The sequence below is a fragment of the Mycobacterium sp. ZZG genome, from assembly GCF_054786995.1.
Map to the genome: position 1 here is coordinate 1 of NZ_JBTBFV010000038.1, position 14,132 is coordinate 14,132.

Sequence of the window (14,132 nt, forward strand, 5' to 3'; positions counted from 1 at the left end):
AGTTGCATCTACGAGATGCCCTTCGTAGTGGCTGAATTGGATCCTGAACAAATCTCATTCTCCCACCACGACAGGGCATTTCGCTGTTTCAACCCACCCAGGCCGCCACCTAATCGGTGTATCCAGGCTTAGGGGTAACCCAGCGCCGTGACGAAAGACAAGCCGAACACCGCCCAGACCGAAGCCGGTTCCGAGCAGGCCGACGATGATGTGATCAGCGATCCTTCGAAGGGCGACGAGGATCGCGTGGACTGGGCCGACGAGGGTGGCGCCACCGAGAGTGGTCCCGCGACCTGACATCACGTCGGACCGGATCAGTGCAGGTCGGCGATCACCTGCTGGGCGGCGTTGTAGCCTGGAATGAACGTGATTCCGGGACCGCCGTGGCACCCGGCACTGGCCAGGTACAGTCCCTCAACCGGAACAGGCTGGTCGACATAGCCTTTCGGGCCCGGACGGTTAGGCCCCATCTGCTCGGGGTGGATCAGCCCGTGGCAGTAGTCACCGCCGGGAGCATTGAACATCGTGCCCATGTGCCTGGGGGTGAACGTGGTGTGGCGCAGGATCAGACTCTCGAAATCCGGTGCCAGCCTGGTGATCTTGTCGATCACCCGCTTCCCCATCTCAGTTTTCATCTGTCCGTAGCTCGCGCGTTCCTCGGTCAGCGGAAACCACAGTGAGAACGCCGACACGGCGTGCTTGCCCGGCGGGGCCAGGCTCGGGTCGTTGGCAGACGGTATCTGCAAGGCGATGGCCGGATCGGCGGGCACCTCTCCCGCGCGGGCACCCTCCCACTGCTTGTGCAGTTCCTCCGGTGTCACGAAAATACCGATGGCGGACTGATATCCGGGTTCGTTCAGCATTGTGTAGGGCTCAGCGAACGTGGGCGCCGCATCGAGCGCGAAGTGCATCTGCAGATAGCTGCCGCGGTGGTCGATATGCGAGAAGCGGTCCCGCAGCTGCGAGGGAACCGCTGTCGGCGTGACCAGCGTGTTGACCGTGACGTCCGGAGCGAGGGCCGACACCACCGCCGGAGCGGCCACGGTCGACCCGTCCGTCAGCCTGACACCGGTGACCGCGCCTGCGTCGGCGGTGATTTCGGCGACCTTGGTGCGCAGCCGGAGTTCACCGCCCGCTGCGGCGAACATCTGCTGAAGATGGTCCGTGACCGCGCCCATGCCGCCGCGGAACTTCTTGATCAGTGTGGCGCTCTCGTCGGGGACGGCCAGCCCGAAGGCCAGTGCGGCCGCGCTCCCCGGCGTGGCGGGTCCGCGGTAGGTGGTGTTCACAGCGAGGAAGGCCAGCATTCCCCGCAGCGCACCGTGCTTCTCGCGGTCAGGCAGGTGCCGGTCGAGCACCTCGGTGACCGATCCGAACAACATGTCGCTGATCGCCTGCCGCTCGAATTCGCTGGTGGCGCAGGCGAACATCTCATCGAGTGATCTGGGCGGCCGCGCCGCGTCGAACCGCCCCAGCGCCCGGGTGGGCGCCTGGCACCACGCCATCAGCCCGGCCATGCCGTTGACCGCCTCGGCGCCGTGCACGTCGTTGAGGTGGGTCAGTAGTTTCACCGGATCGGTGTAGTAGACGAGCGGATCGTCGCCGACGCCGCGCAACTGCACCGACATCACGTCGAGGTCGACGGTAGGCAGGTCACCCAGTCCGAGCGCCTCGCTCACCACCGCCGAGGTCGGTACTTGCACAGAGCCTGCGATCTCGAACCGGAAGCCGTCGAAGAGTTCGACGGTCGAGGCCATGCCGCCCGCATAGAGCTTGGCCTCCACACACAGCGTGCGCAGACCCGCCTGCTGCAGCAGCGCCGCCGCGGTCAGCCCGTTATGTCCGGCACCGACGACGATCGCGTCGAAGTCCGCCATCGGCTGAGGCTGTCACGCCGGTCAATGTTTTGTCAATATTGACAAAACATGTCGGCCGCCGAAATCGCACTCCAAGCGCATGAACGCGACGATGCGCCGCGTGGAATGCGATTTCGGCGCTGATCAGACCCGGTCTCCGATACCGGAGCGCAGCAACTCAAGCGCCTGCCGGCACAGACGGTCCAATTCGGGGAGCGAGCGGTCCTCCCCCAGCATCCACACCTCCATGGCGCCGAAGACCGCCGCGGCGATGCACCGTGCGGTGACGGTGATGCGCATCCGCTCATCGCTGCCGGCACGCGCCGCGCAGGTCGAGATCATGTGCTCCTCCACGGCTTCGGCGAAGTCCGCCTCGACCTGCCGGATATGCCGGACGATGCGTCCGGCGTCGAGTTCCTGCGCACGCATCGCCGCAATCTTGGTGACCGCCCAGTCGTCATAGGGCGACGCCATGATCGCCGATTGCACCGATTCGAAGATCGATTCCTCGGGCGAGCGGGCGGCGAGCGCCGCCCGGAACCAGTGCAGGCCCGCGTCGTAGTCGGCGAACAGTAGGTCGTGCTTGGAGGCGAAGTGCCGGTAGAAGGTTCGCAGGGACACCCCGGCGTCGGCGGCGATTTGCTCGGCCGAGGTGTCCTCGACGCCCTGCGCCAGGAAGCGCACCACCGCCGCTTGCCGCAGCGCCTCCCGAGTGCGTTCGCTGCGCGCCGTTTGAGCAGGCCGGACCATGTGCGTAAGGTACCGCAGCGGCCACATCGCTTGACGGTGCTGCGCACGTACCTTTGACTTGTTACTCGGGGGTACATGTGAAAGTTCATCACCTCAATTGCGGGACACTTCATCCGCCGGGCGTCGGCATGATGGTGTGTCATGTGCTGCTGGTCGAGTCCGACGCGGGACTGGTGCTGGTGGATACGGGGTTCGGCACCCGCGACTGTGCCGACCCGGGCCGTTTCGGGCGCATCAGGCGCCACTTGATCCGACCCCGATTCGATCCCGACGAGACCGCGATCCGTCAGATCGAGAAGCTCGGCTTCCACCGCTCCGATGTCCGTCACATCGTGGTGACCCACTTCGACGCCGACCACATCGGCGGTTTGGCCGATTTTCCCGACGCCCAGGTGCATGTCACCTCCGAGGAGGCCTTCGCCGCGATGCGGTCGCGTTCGATCCAGAACCGGATCCGCTTCCGGCCTCCGCAGTGGGCGCACGGACCCCACATCGTCGAACACCATGTCGACGGTGAGGCATGGCGCGGTTTCGCGGCCGCCAAAGAACTCACCGAGATCGGGCCGGGTTTCGTGCTCGTCTCGCTGCCGGGCCACACGGAGGGGCACGCGTGTGTCGCCGTCGACGCCGGACACCGCTGGGTTCTGCACGGCGGCGACTCCTTCTATCACCCCGGCACCATCGCCGATGCGCTGCCGATGCCGAGGTTGACCGCACTGTTGGAAAAGCTCGTCGCGGCCGACCGTGAGAAGGTCAGGCAGAACCATGACCGGCTCGCCGAGCTGTATCGCGCGGGGCACCCCGACCTGATGATGTTGTGCTCGCATGACACCACGCTCTTCGAGGAGGCCAAGGCCACCGCGCTGGTCTGAGCGGGACGCCAAGAGGGCGGACGCCTCAGTGGCCGGGCGGGCTCAGCAGTGCGATCGACGCGTCGACCGCCTCGTCGGTGACGTCACCCATGCTTCCGCCCTCTTCGACGGTGATGGCCGTGAGCTCGCGCAGTCCTCCGAGCAGCATGATGATGCGGCGGCGCGACACGGGGCCGACGCCGGCGGCCCGGAACTCGTCGGTGGCGCCGAGCGCCCCGACCATGTCGATGAAGTGTTCCATCGCGTCCCGCTGCAGGCCCCGGGCGGCGGCGCCAAGGGAAGGCACGTCGCGGATCCAGCTCAGCATCAGCGCCGAGCGCGCTTCACCCGACGAGATCCACGCTTCGATCGCCTGCCGGACCTGCTTCTGCCAGGGTGCGCTGGGGTCGACGGCCTCGGAGATCTGCCTGATCTGCTCGGCGTTGGCGTCCGACAGCAGGGCGACGAAACACGCCTCTCTGCTGTCGAAATGCTCGTAGAAGGTGCGCCGCGAGGTCTTGGCCCGCCGCACGATGTCGGCCACCGTCGTCCTGGCATAGCCGTCCTCGGCGATCGAGGCCTCCAGGGCGTCGAGCAGCCGCTGCCGAAAGTCGGTCATGTCAGCGGCAGTAGCTGCGCGTCGCGTGATCCAACGCCTGCCGGTAGAGCGGATCGAGCCCGCGCTGTGTGGCGACCACCGTTTTGGCCTGGTCGAGTTCGGCCCGGCAGGCCGGCCCGTGCAGCTTGCCCCACTCGTCGGCCATCAGCGTCACCATCTCGCGGTTCAGCGCATCGATGATCCCGCGCGACGAGGCAAGATCCGGAGCATCGACGGGAGCCGCGGCCCGGTCGAACTTCCATTGCGCCAGCCTGGTGTACTCGATCGCCACGGTGGCGTCGATCTGGTCGCGGAAGACAGCCGACACGTACGCCGGATCCAGTTGCAGTGCCGCCGTTTCCGCCGACACCGCCTCGAGCACCTGCTGTTCGCGGACGGGATCCTCGATCAGCCCGCCGGTGTGGAACTTATTGGCCGCCACCGGTTCGGCAACCTGAAGACGGCGGGTGGCCGCGTCGACGAGATCGACCAGAGTGCTGTCCGGTTGGGCCGCGGCGAGCGGCGCGAACAACGACATCAGCATCGCCGCTGCGGCGACCAGAACGGAGAGGCGGATCATCGGGAACATCATCCATGGACGGAAGGCCCGAAGCCAAGCCGGGTTATGGTGGCCAGGGCCGGGATCGAACCGGCGACCTTCCGCTTTTCAGGCGGACGCTCGTACCAACTGAGCTACCTGGCCGGACGGCACCAGCCACTCTGTTGTGAGTGCCTCGCCGTGATGGCGACCCTGACGGGACTCGAACCCGCGACCTCCGCCGTGACAGGGCGGCGCGCTAACCAACTGCGCCACAGGGCCTTACTCTGTGCGACTCCCACTCACGTGGTCGCTGCGCGTACCCCCTACGGGATTCGAACCCGCGCTACCGCCTTGAAAGGGCGGCGTCCTAGGCCGCTAGACGAAGGGGGCCAGCCGAATCTCTCCGGGGTACTCACAACACTCGTTCGTTGGGAGCTTCGATAGCTTAGGGTACGGACACCCGAATCCTCAAATGAGCAGCGTGCAGTATTCTTTCCGGGGTTACACACTCACGCCCCTATAGCTCAGTTGGTAGAGCTACGGACTTTTAATCCGCAGGTCCCAGGTTCGAGCCCTGGTGGGGGCACAAAGCAGGAATCAAGTCTTCGCGCTGGCGGATCCGACGGCGGCGTCAGCGAAGGTAGACCTCGTCACCGTCGGGGTAACCCCCGCCGGTGGTGGTCACGTGCACGTGGTCGTAGTGGCCGTACCCGCCGGCCCGCGCGCCGCCCGGCGTGTAATACACGCCCCGCCAGATCGCGTCCTGGATGCCGAAGCGCTCCGCGTTCTCCAGGACGTAGGCGACAATCTGGTTGCCCAGCGCGATGCCGGCCTCGGACATCGGGTTCGGGATCATCACGTCCAGCGCCAGACCGTTGGGATGCCAGCGCAGCGCGTCCTGGCGGACACCGCCGATGTTGTTGATCTCCGGGAAGACCGCGCTGATGCTGCGGGCGGTCAGGATGGTGCGCACTTGCAGCCCGCGCTCGGGCGCCACCCCGGCGGGCAGGGTGCGACTGACCACCCGCCAGCGCGATGCGGACACCAACGATGCCTGCTCGGGGTCAGGGGCGGCTCCCCTGTCGATCAGCCGTTCGGGTGCCTGTCCGGTCGCGGGCGCGGCAACGACCTCCAGGCAGCACGGCGGAGACTGCTCGGTGACGGCGGCGGGCGCCGGGGACGCCACCCGCTGTTCCTCGGCGGGAAGAGGGACCGGTCCGGTGTCGCCCTTGACCGCGAAGAAAACCGCTGCCGGGGCGAGCGCGGACACCACGTACACCGAGGGGTTGCGCCGCTTCTTGGCGATGGAGTGCCGACCCACGCCCTGCAACATAACGAAAATTGCCGCAATGTACAGCATCGATCATGAAATCTGAACTCGACTCGCGGATTGTTACATGACCGGGATCAGCCGGTTAGCGGTCGTATATGCGCTGGTCAGCCAGCTATTTTCGGCTCACACCACGACGAGCAGCGCCGCGAGAACAAGAACGACGGTCAACGCCACCGCGGCGAGCACTCCGCCGGCGCGTTGCGGTGGCTCGTACGGGGGGTCCATGCTGGTCAACATCTGCTCAGCGGTGGAGAACCGCCATCGCGGATCGCGGGCGATCGCCCGCTCGATGGTCGTCGCCAATGCCGGGTCCACGTCAGGACGCAACGCGCTCAACGGGGTCAGGCGACCGACGGCGATCGCCTCGGCCAACGCCGCCAGGTTGTCCTGCGGGTAGGCACGTCGGCCTGTCAACGCCTCGTACGCGACCAAACCGAGTCCATAGAGGTCGTCGCTGGGTGTCGCCGGCCGGCCGGCGATGCGATCGGCCGGGAGGTAGGCCATCGTCCCGAAGACCCGGTTGGTCAGTGTCTGCGGGGTGTGCGCGCTCTTGGCCACCCCGAAGTCGGCGATCTTCACACCGCCCTGCTGGGTGAACAGGATGTTGGCCGGTTTGATGTCGCGGTGCAGTACTCCGCGGGTGTGCGCCGCGCTCAGCGCCGAGAGCACGTCGCGCATGATCGCGCGCACATGTTCGGCGGGCAGTGGCCCGTGTCGGGCCACGACATCGGCCAGGCTCTGACCCGGAAGCCGTTCCAGCACGATGTAATGCCTGCCGTCGTGGACTCCGGTGTCGTGCACGGCCACCACGTGCGGATGGTTCAGCGCGGCCGCGGCGCAGGCCTCGGTGGCGAACCGCTGCCGGGTGTCAGGCTGAGTGCTGACCGCCGGATGGAGCAATTTGACCGCGACCGGGCGTCCGAGCCGCTTGTCCCAGGCGTCCCGGACCTCGGCCATCCCGCCGCGACCCAGCACGCCTCGTAATTCGTAGCGACCGCCTATGAGTTCCGGCGCCTGCATGCCTTCAAAGCTAGCCCTTCTTCGGCGAGCGCAAACCTGACACGCAGGCACCGTGGCACCGCCGAGGCGACATGGCGTGGCCGTTCGCGAGAGCGCCACCACGGTAGCGCCGGCGGGCTCAGGGCTACCGTGGTGGCGCTCTCGCGAAACGCCGGTCAGACCGTCGGGCAGTAGAAGTGCGGGTCGTCCCGGTATGCGAGCGGCGGCAGGTTGCGTGCCGGGGTCTCCACCAGCGGGGAATCGGCAGGGAGCCGGCCGGTGGCCCGGTCCCACGCCGAACGCTTACGCGGATGCATCAGCCACCGCTTGGGCAGCACCTTGGTCGCGATGGTCACCACATCGCAGAACCGCCTGTGCAGGAACTCTTGGCGCGGCGACCAGGTGTAGCCCATCAGCTCGCGCACCGGCGGGTCGTACAGCGCGACGGTCATGAAGGTCAGGAAGCGTTGCAAGACCGCCAGATTCAACTTCCACAACGGATCCGGAACCCATTCCAGCGACGGGTGTTTGGGCATCGTGGACAGATCCATGACCTCGCGCGCGGCCCAGTTGTTCTCCAGCACGTCGGTGCACATGTGGTCCCAGTACTCTTCGAACTCCTCCCAGGTCTTGGGCACCACTCGCATGCTCATCCCGTACATCCGGTACCAGGTGATGTGCTCGTCGAACAGTTGGCGCTTGTCGGCCTCGCTGATCCCGCCGCCGAACTTCTCGGCGGCCAGCAGGGTGGACTTGAAGAACGTCGCGTGCGCCCAGTAGAAGACTTCCGGATTCAGCGCGCTGTAGCGGCGCCCCTGATCGTCGACGCCCTTGATCCCGATGTGGTAGTCGCGGACCTGGGCTCCGGTCCGGGGCGCACGGTCGCCGTCGAACACCACGCCGCCGATCGGATAGATCGACCGCAGCAGCCGTGGGATGCGTTCCATGAAGAAGATCGAGTGTTCCTTGACCGCCGCACCGAGCTGGGGATGCATGTTCTGCATCGACCCGGCCCAGGTGCCCTGGAACAGTCCAGTCCACTGCCCGAAGTACCTCCACGTCAGCGAGTCGGGACCCAGCGGCGCCGGCACGTCGTCATAGCCACCGGCGACAGGGCAGCCCGCCGCCACGACGTCGGCGTGCGGCACCGGTTCGCCGCCGACCGGACAGCCGGGCGCTGCGACCTCGGGCTCCGCCGCGGATCCGCTGGTGACGGGGCGTGCCGCAGACGTATCTTGAGTCACTGGTGCTCTTCCTGCCGGAGTGGTGCCGCACGACATTCTGACTACATGCGTTGTCAGTAGCGAAGCTTAGGAGGGCTGTGGCGTCGGGTCAACGACGCGGTAGGTGGTCGGGCGTTCCGCTGCAGGATCGCCAGGCGCTCCGACGCGACGAACTGGTCGCCGCCGGCATCGGGCTCCTCGGCAGCCCCGCCGGACCGCACCTGACCGTGCGCGCGGTGTGCAAGGCGGCCGGCCTGACCGAGCGCTACTTCTACGAGAGCTTCACCGACCGGGACGAGTACGTCGCAGCGGTGTACGACGACGTGTGCACCGCGGCCATGTCGGCGCTGATGAAGGCCGAGGGTATGCGCGATGCCGTCGAGCGGTTCGTGGCACTGATGATCGACGATCCCGCACGCGGCCGGGTACTCCTGCTCGCCCCCGAAGCGGAACCCGTCCTCGCGCGCTCGGGGGCGCGGTGGATGCCCAATTTCATCGAATTGTTGCAGCGCAACCTCACCCAGATCAGCGACCCCACCACCCAGGCGATGGTTGCCACGGGGCTGATCGGGGCACTCACTGCATTGTTCACGGCCTACCTGGACGGTCGACTGGAGGTAACCCGCGAGCAGTTCATCGACCACTGTGCTGAGCTACTGCTCAGCAGGGCCGTGACCTAAAAGTGGCCTCTACCTGGATGTGAGCGGCGGCGCGGCGGCTTGAATGTCACTGACTTACACAGATATATTGACTGCAACCATCAGGTACAGATAACTGGGAGGTGTCGTGTCGAAAGACCTGACCGACCTGCAACTGTTGACCGAACTCGAGCCCGTCGTGGAGCCCCTGGTCAACCGCCACATGCGGATGAAGAAGGACTGGAACCCGCACGACTTCATCCCGTGGTCCGACGGCAAGAACTATTACGCCCTCGGCGGCCAGGACTGGGATCCCGAGCAGTCGAAGCTCTCCGAGGTCGCTCGTGTCGCAATGCTGGTCAACCTCCTGACCGAGGACAACCTGCCCGCCTATCACCGCGAGATCGCGATGAACTTCACCATGGACGGCCCGTGGGGCTTCTGGGTGAACCGGTGGACCGCGGAGGAGAACCGGCACGGCATCGCGCTGCGTGACTACCTCGTCGTCACCCGCAACGTCGACCCCGTGGAACTGGAGATGCTGCGCCTGGAGCAGATGACCCGCGGCTTCAGCCCGGGCCAGAACCAGCAGGTGGAGGCAGACCTGTTCGCCGAGAGCCTGTTCGACTCCGTCATCTACGTGACGTTCCAGGAACTGGCCACCCGCGTGTCGCACCGCAACACCGGCAAGGCGTGCAACGACCCGATCGCCGACCAGCTGCTGCAGCGGGTCTCAGCCGACGAGAACCTGCACATGATCTTCTACCGCGACGTGTCCGAAGCGGGCTTCGAGATCGCACCCGATCAGGCGATGAAGTCGTTGCACAAGGTGCTACGCAACTTCAAGATGCCCGGGTACACCATCCCCGACTTCCGCCGCCGTGCGGTGACCATCGCCTCGGGCGGTGTGTACGACCCGCGAATTCACCTCGACGACATCGTGATGCCGGTGCTGAAGAAGTGGCGCATCTTCGAGCGCGAGGACTTCAACGGCGAGAGCGCACGGATGCGCGACGACCTCGGTCTGCTTGTCGAGGAGCTGCAGGACGCGGTCGACAAGTTCGAGGTCGCCAAGCAGCGCCGCGAAGAGCGGCTGGCCCAGATGGCCAAGAAGAAGGCGGCCAAAGATCAGCTGGTGGGATCATCAGCCTCGTAACGGACGCCCCCCGATCGGCCCGGTCCCCGGACATTTCCCCCAGTCGCTTCGCTCCTGCCCCCGGGGTGCGGATCGGGCCGTTCGACCTTCGCAGCCCCGTCGTCCTCGCACCGATGGCGGGGGTGACCAACGTCGCGTTCCGCACGTTGTGCCGGGAACTGGAGCTCGCCCGCGCCGGCACCGTGAGCGGGTTGTACGTCTGCGAGATGGTCACTGCGCGCGCCCTGGTGGAACGTCACCCGGTGACCATGCACATGACGACCTTCGCCCCGGAGGAGTCGCCGCGCTCGCTGCAGCTGTACACCGTCGATCCGGCCAACACCTACGCCGCGGCCAAGATGATCGTCGAGGAGAATCTCGCCGACCACATCGACATGAATTTCGGCTGCCCGGTGCCGAAGGTGACCCGACGGGGCGGCGGCGCCGCACTCCCGTACAAGCGCCGGCTGTTCGGCCAGATCGTGGCCGCCGCTGTCCGAGCCACGGAGGGCACCGACATTCCCGTCACCGTGAAGTTCCGAATCGGGATCGACGAGGACCATCACACGCACCTCGACGCCGGCCGGATCGCGGCTGAAGAGGGTGCGGCAGCCGTCGCCCTACATGCGCGCACCGCGGCTCAACGGTATTCGGGCAGCGCCGACTGGCAGCAGATCGCGGCACTGAAGGCGCACGTCACGACGATTCCGGTGCTGGGAAACGGTGATATCTTCGACGCTCGTGACGCGCTGGCGATGATGGACGCGACAGGCTGCGACGGGGTGGTGATCGGCCGCGGCTGCCTGGGTCGGCCGTGGTTGTTCGCCGAGCTGTCCGCCACGTTCACCGGCGCGGCACCAGCGACCCCGCCCACCCTCGGCGAGGTCGCGCAGATCATCCGTCGGCACGGCGAGCTGCTCGCAGCTCATTTCGGGGAGGACAAGGGAATGCGGGACATCCGCAAGCACGTCGCGTGGTACCTGCACGGTTTCCCCGCCGGAGCCGACCTTCGCAGGTCGCTTGCCCTTGTGAAGACGATTTCCGAGCTGGACGAGCTGCTCGATCAGCTCGATCCGGATGTCCCGTTCCCGCCGGCGGCCAACGGGCCACGGGGCCGTCAGGGGTCCGCCGCGTCGGTCACCCTGCCCGAGGGTTGGCTCAACGACCCGGACGACTGCACGGTGCCCGCAGGTGCCGATGTGATGCATTCGGGCGGCTGATCGACGGACCGAGACACTTCTGAAACAGTTCTGACACCCGGGTTCGGCTGGATGTCTCTCAGGATGTCTCAGTACGATGAGTGATCAAACTGCCTGTCTCCAGTGGCGGAGCCGGGCGTGGTGCTCTAGACAGTGAACAGGCACTCGGCAGTCTGCGGGCCGATGCGCAACGACGCGCACGGTCCCTACGACGCTGTGAACGCTGGAAGGCCGGTAGGACCATGAGCGACGGCGACACCGAGGATGCCGCTGCCACTCACGGCCGCCCCCGTTCTGGCGCCGACGGAACGGGCGAACGGTCCGATGGTGACTGGCTTACCCGATCCCGGCAGCCGAAGCCAGGCGCCGCGCCGTGGGAGCGCGCGATCGACACCCCGCCGGCCGCCGACGGCGCCGCCGCCGAACCCGGGCCGTCCGACGACACGTCCGCCCCGATCACCGTCGCAGACCTGATCGCCAAACTCCACGGGGACGGCGCGACCGCTCCCCCGCCCAGGCGCCGCCGAGCCCGACCGGCGCACGACGCCGAGCCCGAGCCCTACCCTGACACCGACGAGCTGGACACCGCGATCCTGCCGGCCGTGGACCTGACCCGCGCCGACCTTCCCAACCTGACCACTGCGCGGGCCCCGGCGCACGTGCCGGCGAAGCCGCGGCTGCGGCCGTCGCACCGGCTGACCGTTGCCGGCCGGGTCGCCGCCGCGCTGGTCGCGGTGCTCGCGCTGGTGTTGACCGGCGGCGCGTGGCAGTGGCAGTCGGCCAAGAACAATCTGCTCAACAGGGTTTCGGCGCTGGATCCGGATTCCCGCGACATCGTCGATCCCAACGCCCAGTTCGGTGACGAGAACTTCCTCATCGTCGGCACCGACAGCCGCATCGGCGAGAACAGCGACATGGGCGCGGGCACTACCGAGGATGCGGCCGGTGCCCGCTCCGACACGGTGATGCTGGTGAACATCCCGGCGAACCGGAAACGCGTTGTGGCCGTGTCGTTCCCGCGTGACCTCGAGATCGAACCGATGAAGTGCGAACCGTGGAATCCGGAGACGCGTGAGTACGGGCCGATCACGGACGAAGAGTCCCCGATGTACGGCATGGAGGAGGTCTACACCGAGTACAAGCTGAACTCGGCCTTCGCCGTCGGTGGCCCGAGGTGTCTGGTCAAGGTGATTCAGAAGCTGTCCGGCCTGCACGTGAACCGCTTCATGGCAGTCGACTTCGCCGGGTTCTCCAAGATGGTCGACGCGCTCGGCGGTGTCGAGGTGTGCAGCACCACGCCGATCGAGGACTACGAACTGGGCACCGTGCTGGCCAACGCCGGACGTCAGACCGTCGACGGCCACACCGCGCTGAACTATGTGCGCGCCCGCCAGGTGACCACTGAGACCAACGGCGACTACGGCCGCATCAAACGGCAGCAGCTGTTCCTGTCGTCGCTGCTGCGTTCGCTCATCTCCAAGGAGACGTTCTTCTCGTTGTCGAAGCTGAACAACGTGGTCAACATGTTCATCGGTGACAGCTACGTCGACAACCTCGACACCAAGGATCTGGTGGACCTCGGCCAGTCGGTGCAGGGCGTGACGGCCGGCCGGATCACGTTCGTGACGGTGCCGACGGTCGGCTACGCCGACGAATGGGGCAACGAGATCCCCCGCACCGACGACATGCGGGCGCTGTTCGACGCGATCATCAACGACGACCCGCTGCCTGAGGAGCGCAACGCCGACAACACCCCGGTGGCCGACGCTCCCGACACCCTCGCGAACTCCGCGACGCAGCCGGGTCAGCCCGACGGTGGCGAAGTCGTCGATACCATTGCCACCGAACCGCAGAGTGTCACCGTGCAGGTGTCCAACTCCACGAGTTCCGCCGGTCTCGGCGCCGACACGGCCGGCGCGCTGCAGGCCTACGGCTTCAACGTGACGACCCCTGACGACTATCCGGGACCCTTGGCCCGCACCACGGTGTTCTTCTCCCCCGGCAACGAGGAGGCGGCGGCCACCGTCGCGTCGGCGTTCGGCAACGCCACCGTGCAACGGGTCACCGGTATGGGCGATACGGTCCAGGTGGTGCTGGGCACCGACTTCGATGCGGTCACTGCCCCGTCGCCCAGCGGATCCGCGGTGCAGGTTCGGCTGATCCGCGGGACGAAATCGCCGGCCACCGCGCTGCCCGAGGATCTGACCGTCACCAACGCCGCGGACACCAGCTGCGAGTAGCCGACCCTGGTTTAGGCAGGTGGCATTCACCTTTCGTTCACCGTCGGCTCGTGACGACAGACAAACGACCCCGGTAGGGTTGACACATGCGTACCGCGTACCACGAGCAGTTGGAAGCCCTGTCCAGCAGGCTCGGCGACATGTGTGGGCTTGCCGGCGACGCGATGGAGCGCGCCACCCAGGCGCTCCTGCAGGCTGATCTCGCCCTGGCCGAACAGGTGATCACCGACCACGACCAGATCGCCGCGCTCAGCGCCCGCGCCGAAGAAGAAGCCTTCGTAATCCTCGCGCTGCAGGCCCCCGTTGCCGGCGATCTGCGGGCCATCGTCAGCTCCATCCAGATCGTGGCCGACGTCGACCGGATGGGGGCGCTGGCGTTGCATGTCGCAAAGATCGCCCGCCGTCGACACCCCCAGCACGCGCTGCCCGAAGAGGTCAACGGATACTTCGCCGAGATGGGCCGCGTTGCCGTCGAGCTGGGCCACAGCGCCCAGGAGGTGCTGCGCACCCGGGATCCGGAGAAGGCGGCCCGGATCCGCGAAGAGGACGACGCGATGGATGACCTGCACCGGCACCTGTTCACGGTCCTGATGGACCGCGAGTGGAAGCACGGTGTGGCCGCTGCGGTGGACGTGACCCTGCTGGGCCGGTTCTACGAACGGTTCGCCGACCACGCCGTCGAGGTGGCCCGTCGGGTGATCTTCCAGGTCACCGGTCACACGCCCGAAGAAGCGGAGATCTCCACTCCCCGCTGACGGCCCGCGGGCCA

General features: G+C 66.8%; 14 protein-coding genes and 4 tRNA genes. 8 read left to right on the forward strand and 10 right to left on the reverse strand.

From position 1 onward, the window contains the following. Positions 1-147: 147 nt before the first annotated feature. Entirely contained in the window at positions 148-297 is a 150-nt protein-coding gene (locus ACXMYJ_RS19515; protein ID WP_260755342.1) for a hypothetical protein, read from the forward strand. 17 nt (positions 298-314) lie between these two features. Here the strand turns inward: ACXMYJ_RS19515 and ACXMYJ_RS19520 are convergent, their stop codons facing one another. Together ACXMYJ_RS19520 and ACXMYJ_RS19525 are read right to left on the reverse strand one after the other, a co-directional pair. Further along, the gene (locus ACXMYJ_RS19520) at positions 315-1,877 is read right to left on the reverse strand and encodes a phytoene desaturase family protein (RefSeq protein WP_460358569.1); all 1,563 of its coding nucleotides are present in this window, start codon (positions 1,875-1,877) and stop codon (positions 315-317) included. Between the two features lie 123 nt (positions 1,878-2,000). Beyond that, entirely contained in the window at positions 2,001-2,606 is a 606-nt protein-coding gene (locus ACXMYJ_RS19525; protein ID WP_460358571.1) for a TetR/AcrR family transcriptional regulator, read from the reverse strand. Positions 2,607-2,683: 77 nt separating this feature from the next. On the opposite strand from ACXMYJ_RS19525, the gene ACXMYJ_RS19530 reads away from it, so the two are divergent. Next, positions 2,684-3,478, forward strand: a complete 795-nt coding sequence (locus tag ACXMYJ_RS19530) for an MBL fold metallo-hydrolase (protein ID WP_260755345.1) — start codon at positions 2,684-2,686, stop codon at positions 3,476-3,478. Positions 3,479-3,503: 25 nt separating this feature from the next. On the opposite strand, the gene ACXMYJ_RS19535 is transcribed toward ACXMYJ_RS19530, so the two are convergent. The 5 genes from ACXMYJ_RS19535 to ACXMYJ_RS19555 form a co-directional block, all read right to left on the reverse strand. Continuing rightward, entirely contained in the window at positions 3,504-4,076 is a 573-nt protein-coding gene (locus tag ACXMYJ_RS19535) for a TetR/AcrR family transcriptional regulator (RefSeq protein ID WP_260755346.1), read from the reverse strand. Between the two features lies 1 nt (position 4,077). Next, the gene (locus ACXMYJ_RS19540) at positions 4,078-4,635 is read right to left on the reverse strand and encodes a chorismate mutase (RefSeq protein WP_460358574.1); all 558 of its coding nucleotides are present in this window, start codon (positions 4,633-4,635) and stop codon (positions 4,078-4,080) included. A gap of 46 nt (positions 4,636-4,681) precedes the next feature. Beyond that, a tRNA-Phe gene (locus ACXMYJ_RS19545) sits at positions 4,682-4,758 on the reverse strand. Between the two features lie 40 nt (positions 4,759-4,798). Beyond that, positions 4,799-4,875 (reverse strand) — tRNA-Asp (locus ACXMYJ_RS19550). Positions 4,876-4,913: 38 nt separating this feature from the next. Further along, a tRNA-Glu gene (locus ACXMYJ_RS19555) sits at positions 4,914-4,986 on the reverse strand. 123 nt (positions 4,987-5,109) lie between these two features. Between ACXMYJ_RS19555 and ACXMYJ_RS19560 the strand changes: the two genes are divergently transcribed. Further along, positions 5,110-5,182: transfer RNA gene (locus tag ACXMYJ_RS19560), tRNA-Lys, on the forward strand. 45 nt (positions 5,183-5,227) lie between these two features. On the opposite strand, the gene ACXMYJ_RS19565 is transcribed toward ACXMYJ_RS19560, so the two are convergent. The 3 genes from ACXMYJ_RS19565 to ACXMYJ_RS19575 form a co-directional block, all read right to left on the reverse strand. After that, positions 5,228-5,929, reverse strand: coding sequence for a hypothetical protein (locus ACXMYJ_RS19565; protein WP_396884650.1), 702 nt, complete (start codon positions 5,927-5,929; stop codon positions 5,228-5,230). Positions 5,930-6,052: 123 nt separating this feature from the next. Further along, complete coding sequence (locus ACXMYJ_RS19570) at positions 6,053-6,949, reverse strand: serine/threonine-protein kinase (RefSeq protein ID WP_260755349.1); 897 nt, start codon at positions 6,947-6,949, stop codon at positions 6,053-6,055. A 155-nt stretch (positions 6,950-7,104) separates the two neighbouring features. Next, the gene (locus ACXMYJ_RS19575) at positions 7,105-8,172 is read right to left on the reverse strand and encodes an oxygenase MpaB family protein (protein WP_460358576.1); all 1,068 of its coding nucleotides are present in this window, start codon (positions 8,170-8,172) and stop codon (positions 7,105-7,107) included. Positions 8,173-8,249: 77 nt separating this feature from the next. On the opposite strand from ACXMYJ_RS19575, the gene ACXMYJ_RS19580 reads away from it, so the two are divergent. From ACXMYJ_RS19580 to phoU, 5 genes are all read left to right on the forward strand, one after another. Beyond that, positions 8,250-8,831 (forward strand): TetR/AcrR family transcriptional regulator, encoded by a 582-nt coding sequence (locus ACXMYJ_RS19580; RefSeq protein WP_260755351.1) that lies wholly within the window; start codon positions 8,250-8,252, stop codon positions 8,829-8,831. Between the two features lie 106 nt (positions 8,832-8,937). Further along, positions 8,938-9,945 carry an acyl-ACP desaturase gene (locus ACXMYJ_RS19585; RefSeq protein ID WP_260755352.1) on the forward strand — a complete coding sequence of 336 codons (1,008 nt, stop codon included), beginning with the start codon at positions 8,938-8,940 and terminating at the stop codon, positions 9,943-9,945. 32 nt (positions 9,946-9,977) lie between these two features. Then, positions 9,978-11,144 (forward strand): tRNA dihydrouridine synthase DusB, encoded by a 1,167-nt coding sequence (gene dusB / locus ACXMYJ_RS19590; RefSeq protein ID WP_396885328.1) that lies wholly within the window; start codon positions 9,978-9,980, stop codon positions 11,142-11,144. 221 nt (positions 11,145-11,365) lie between these two features. After that, positions 11,366-13,363 (forward strand): LCP family protein, encoded by a 1,998-nt coding sequence (locus tag ACXMYJ_RS19595; RefSeq protein ID WP_460358579.1) that lies wholly within the window; start codon positions 11,366-11,368, stop codon positions 13,361-13,363. Positions 13,364-13,449: 86 nt separating this feature from the next. Next, complete coding sequence (phoU, locus tag ACXMYJ_RS19600; protein WP_260755355.1) at positions 13,450-14,118, forward strand: phosphate signaling complex protein PhoU; 669 nt, start codon at positions 13,450-13,452, stop codon at positions 14,116-14,118. The last annotated feature ends 14 nt before the right edge of the window (positions 14,119-14,132 follow it).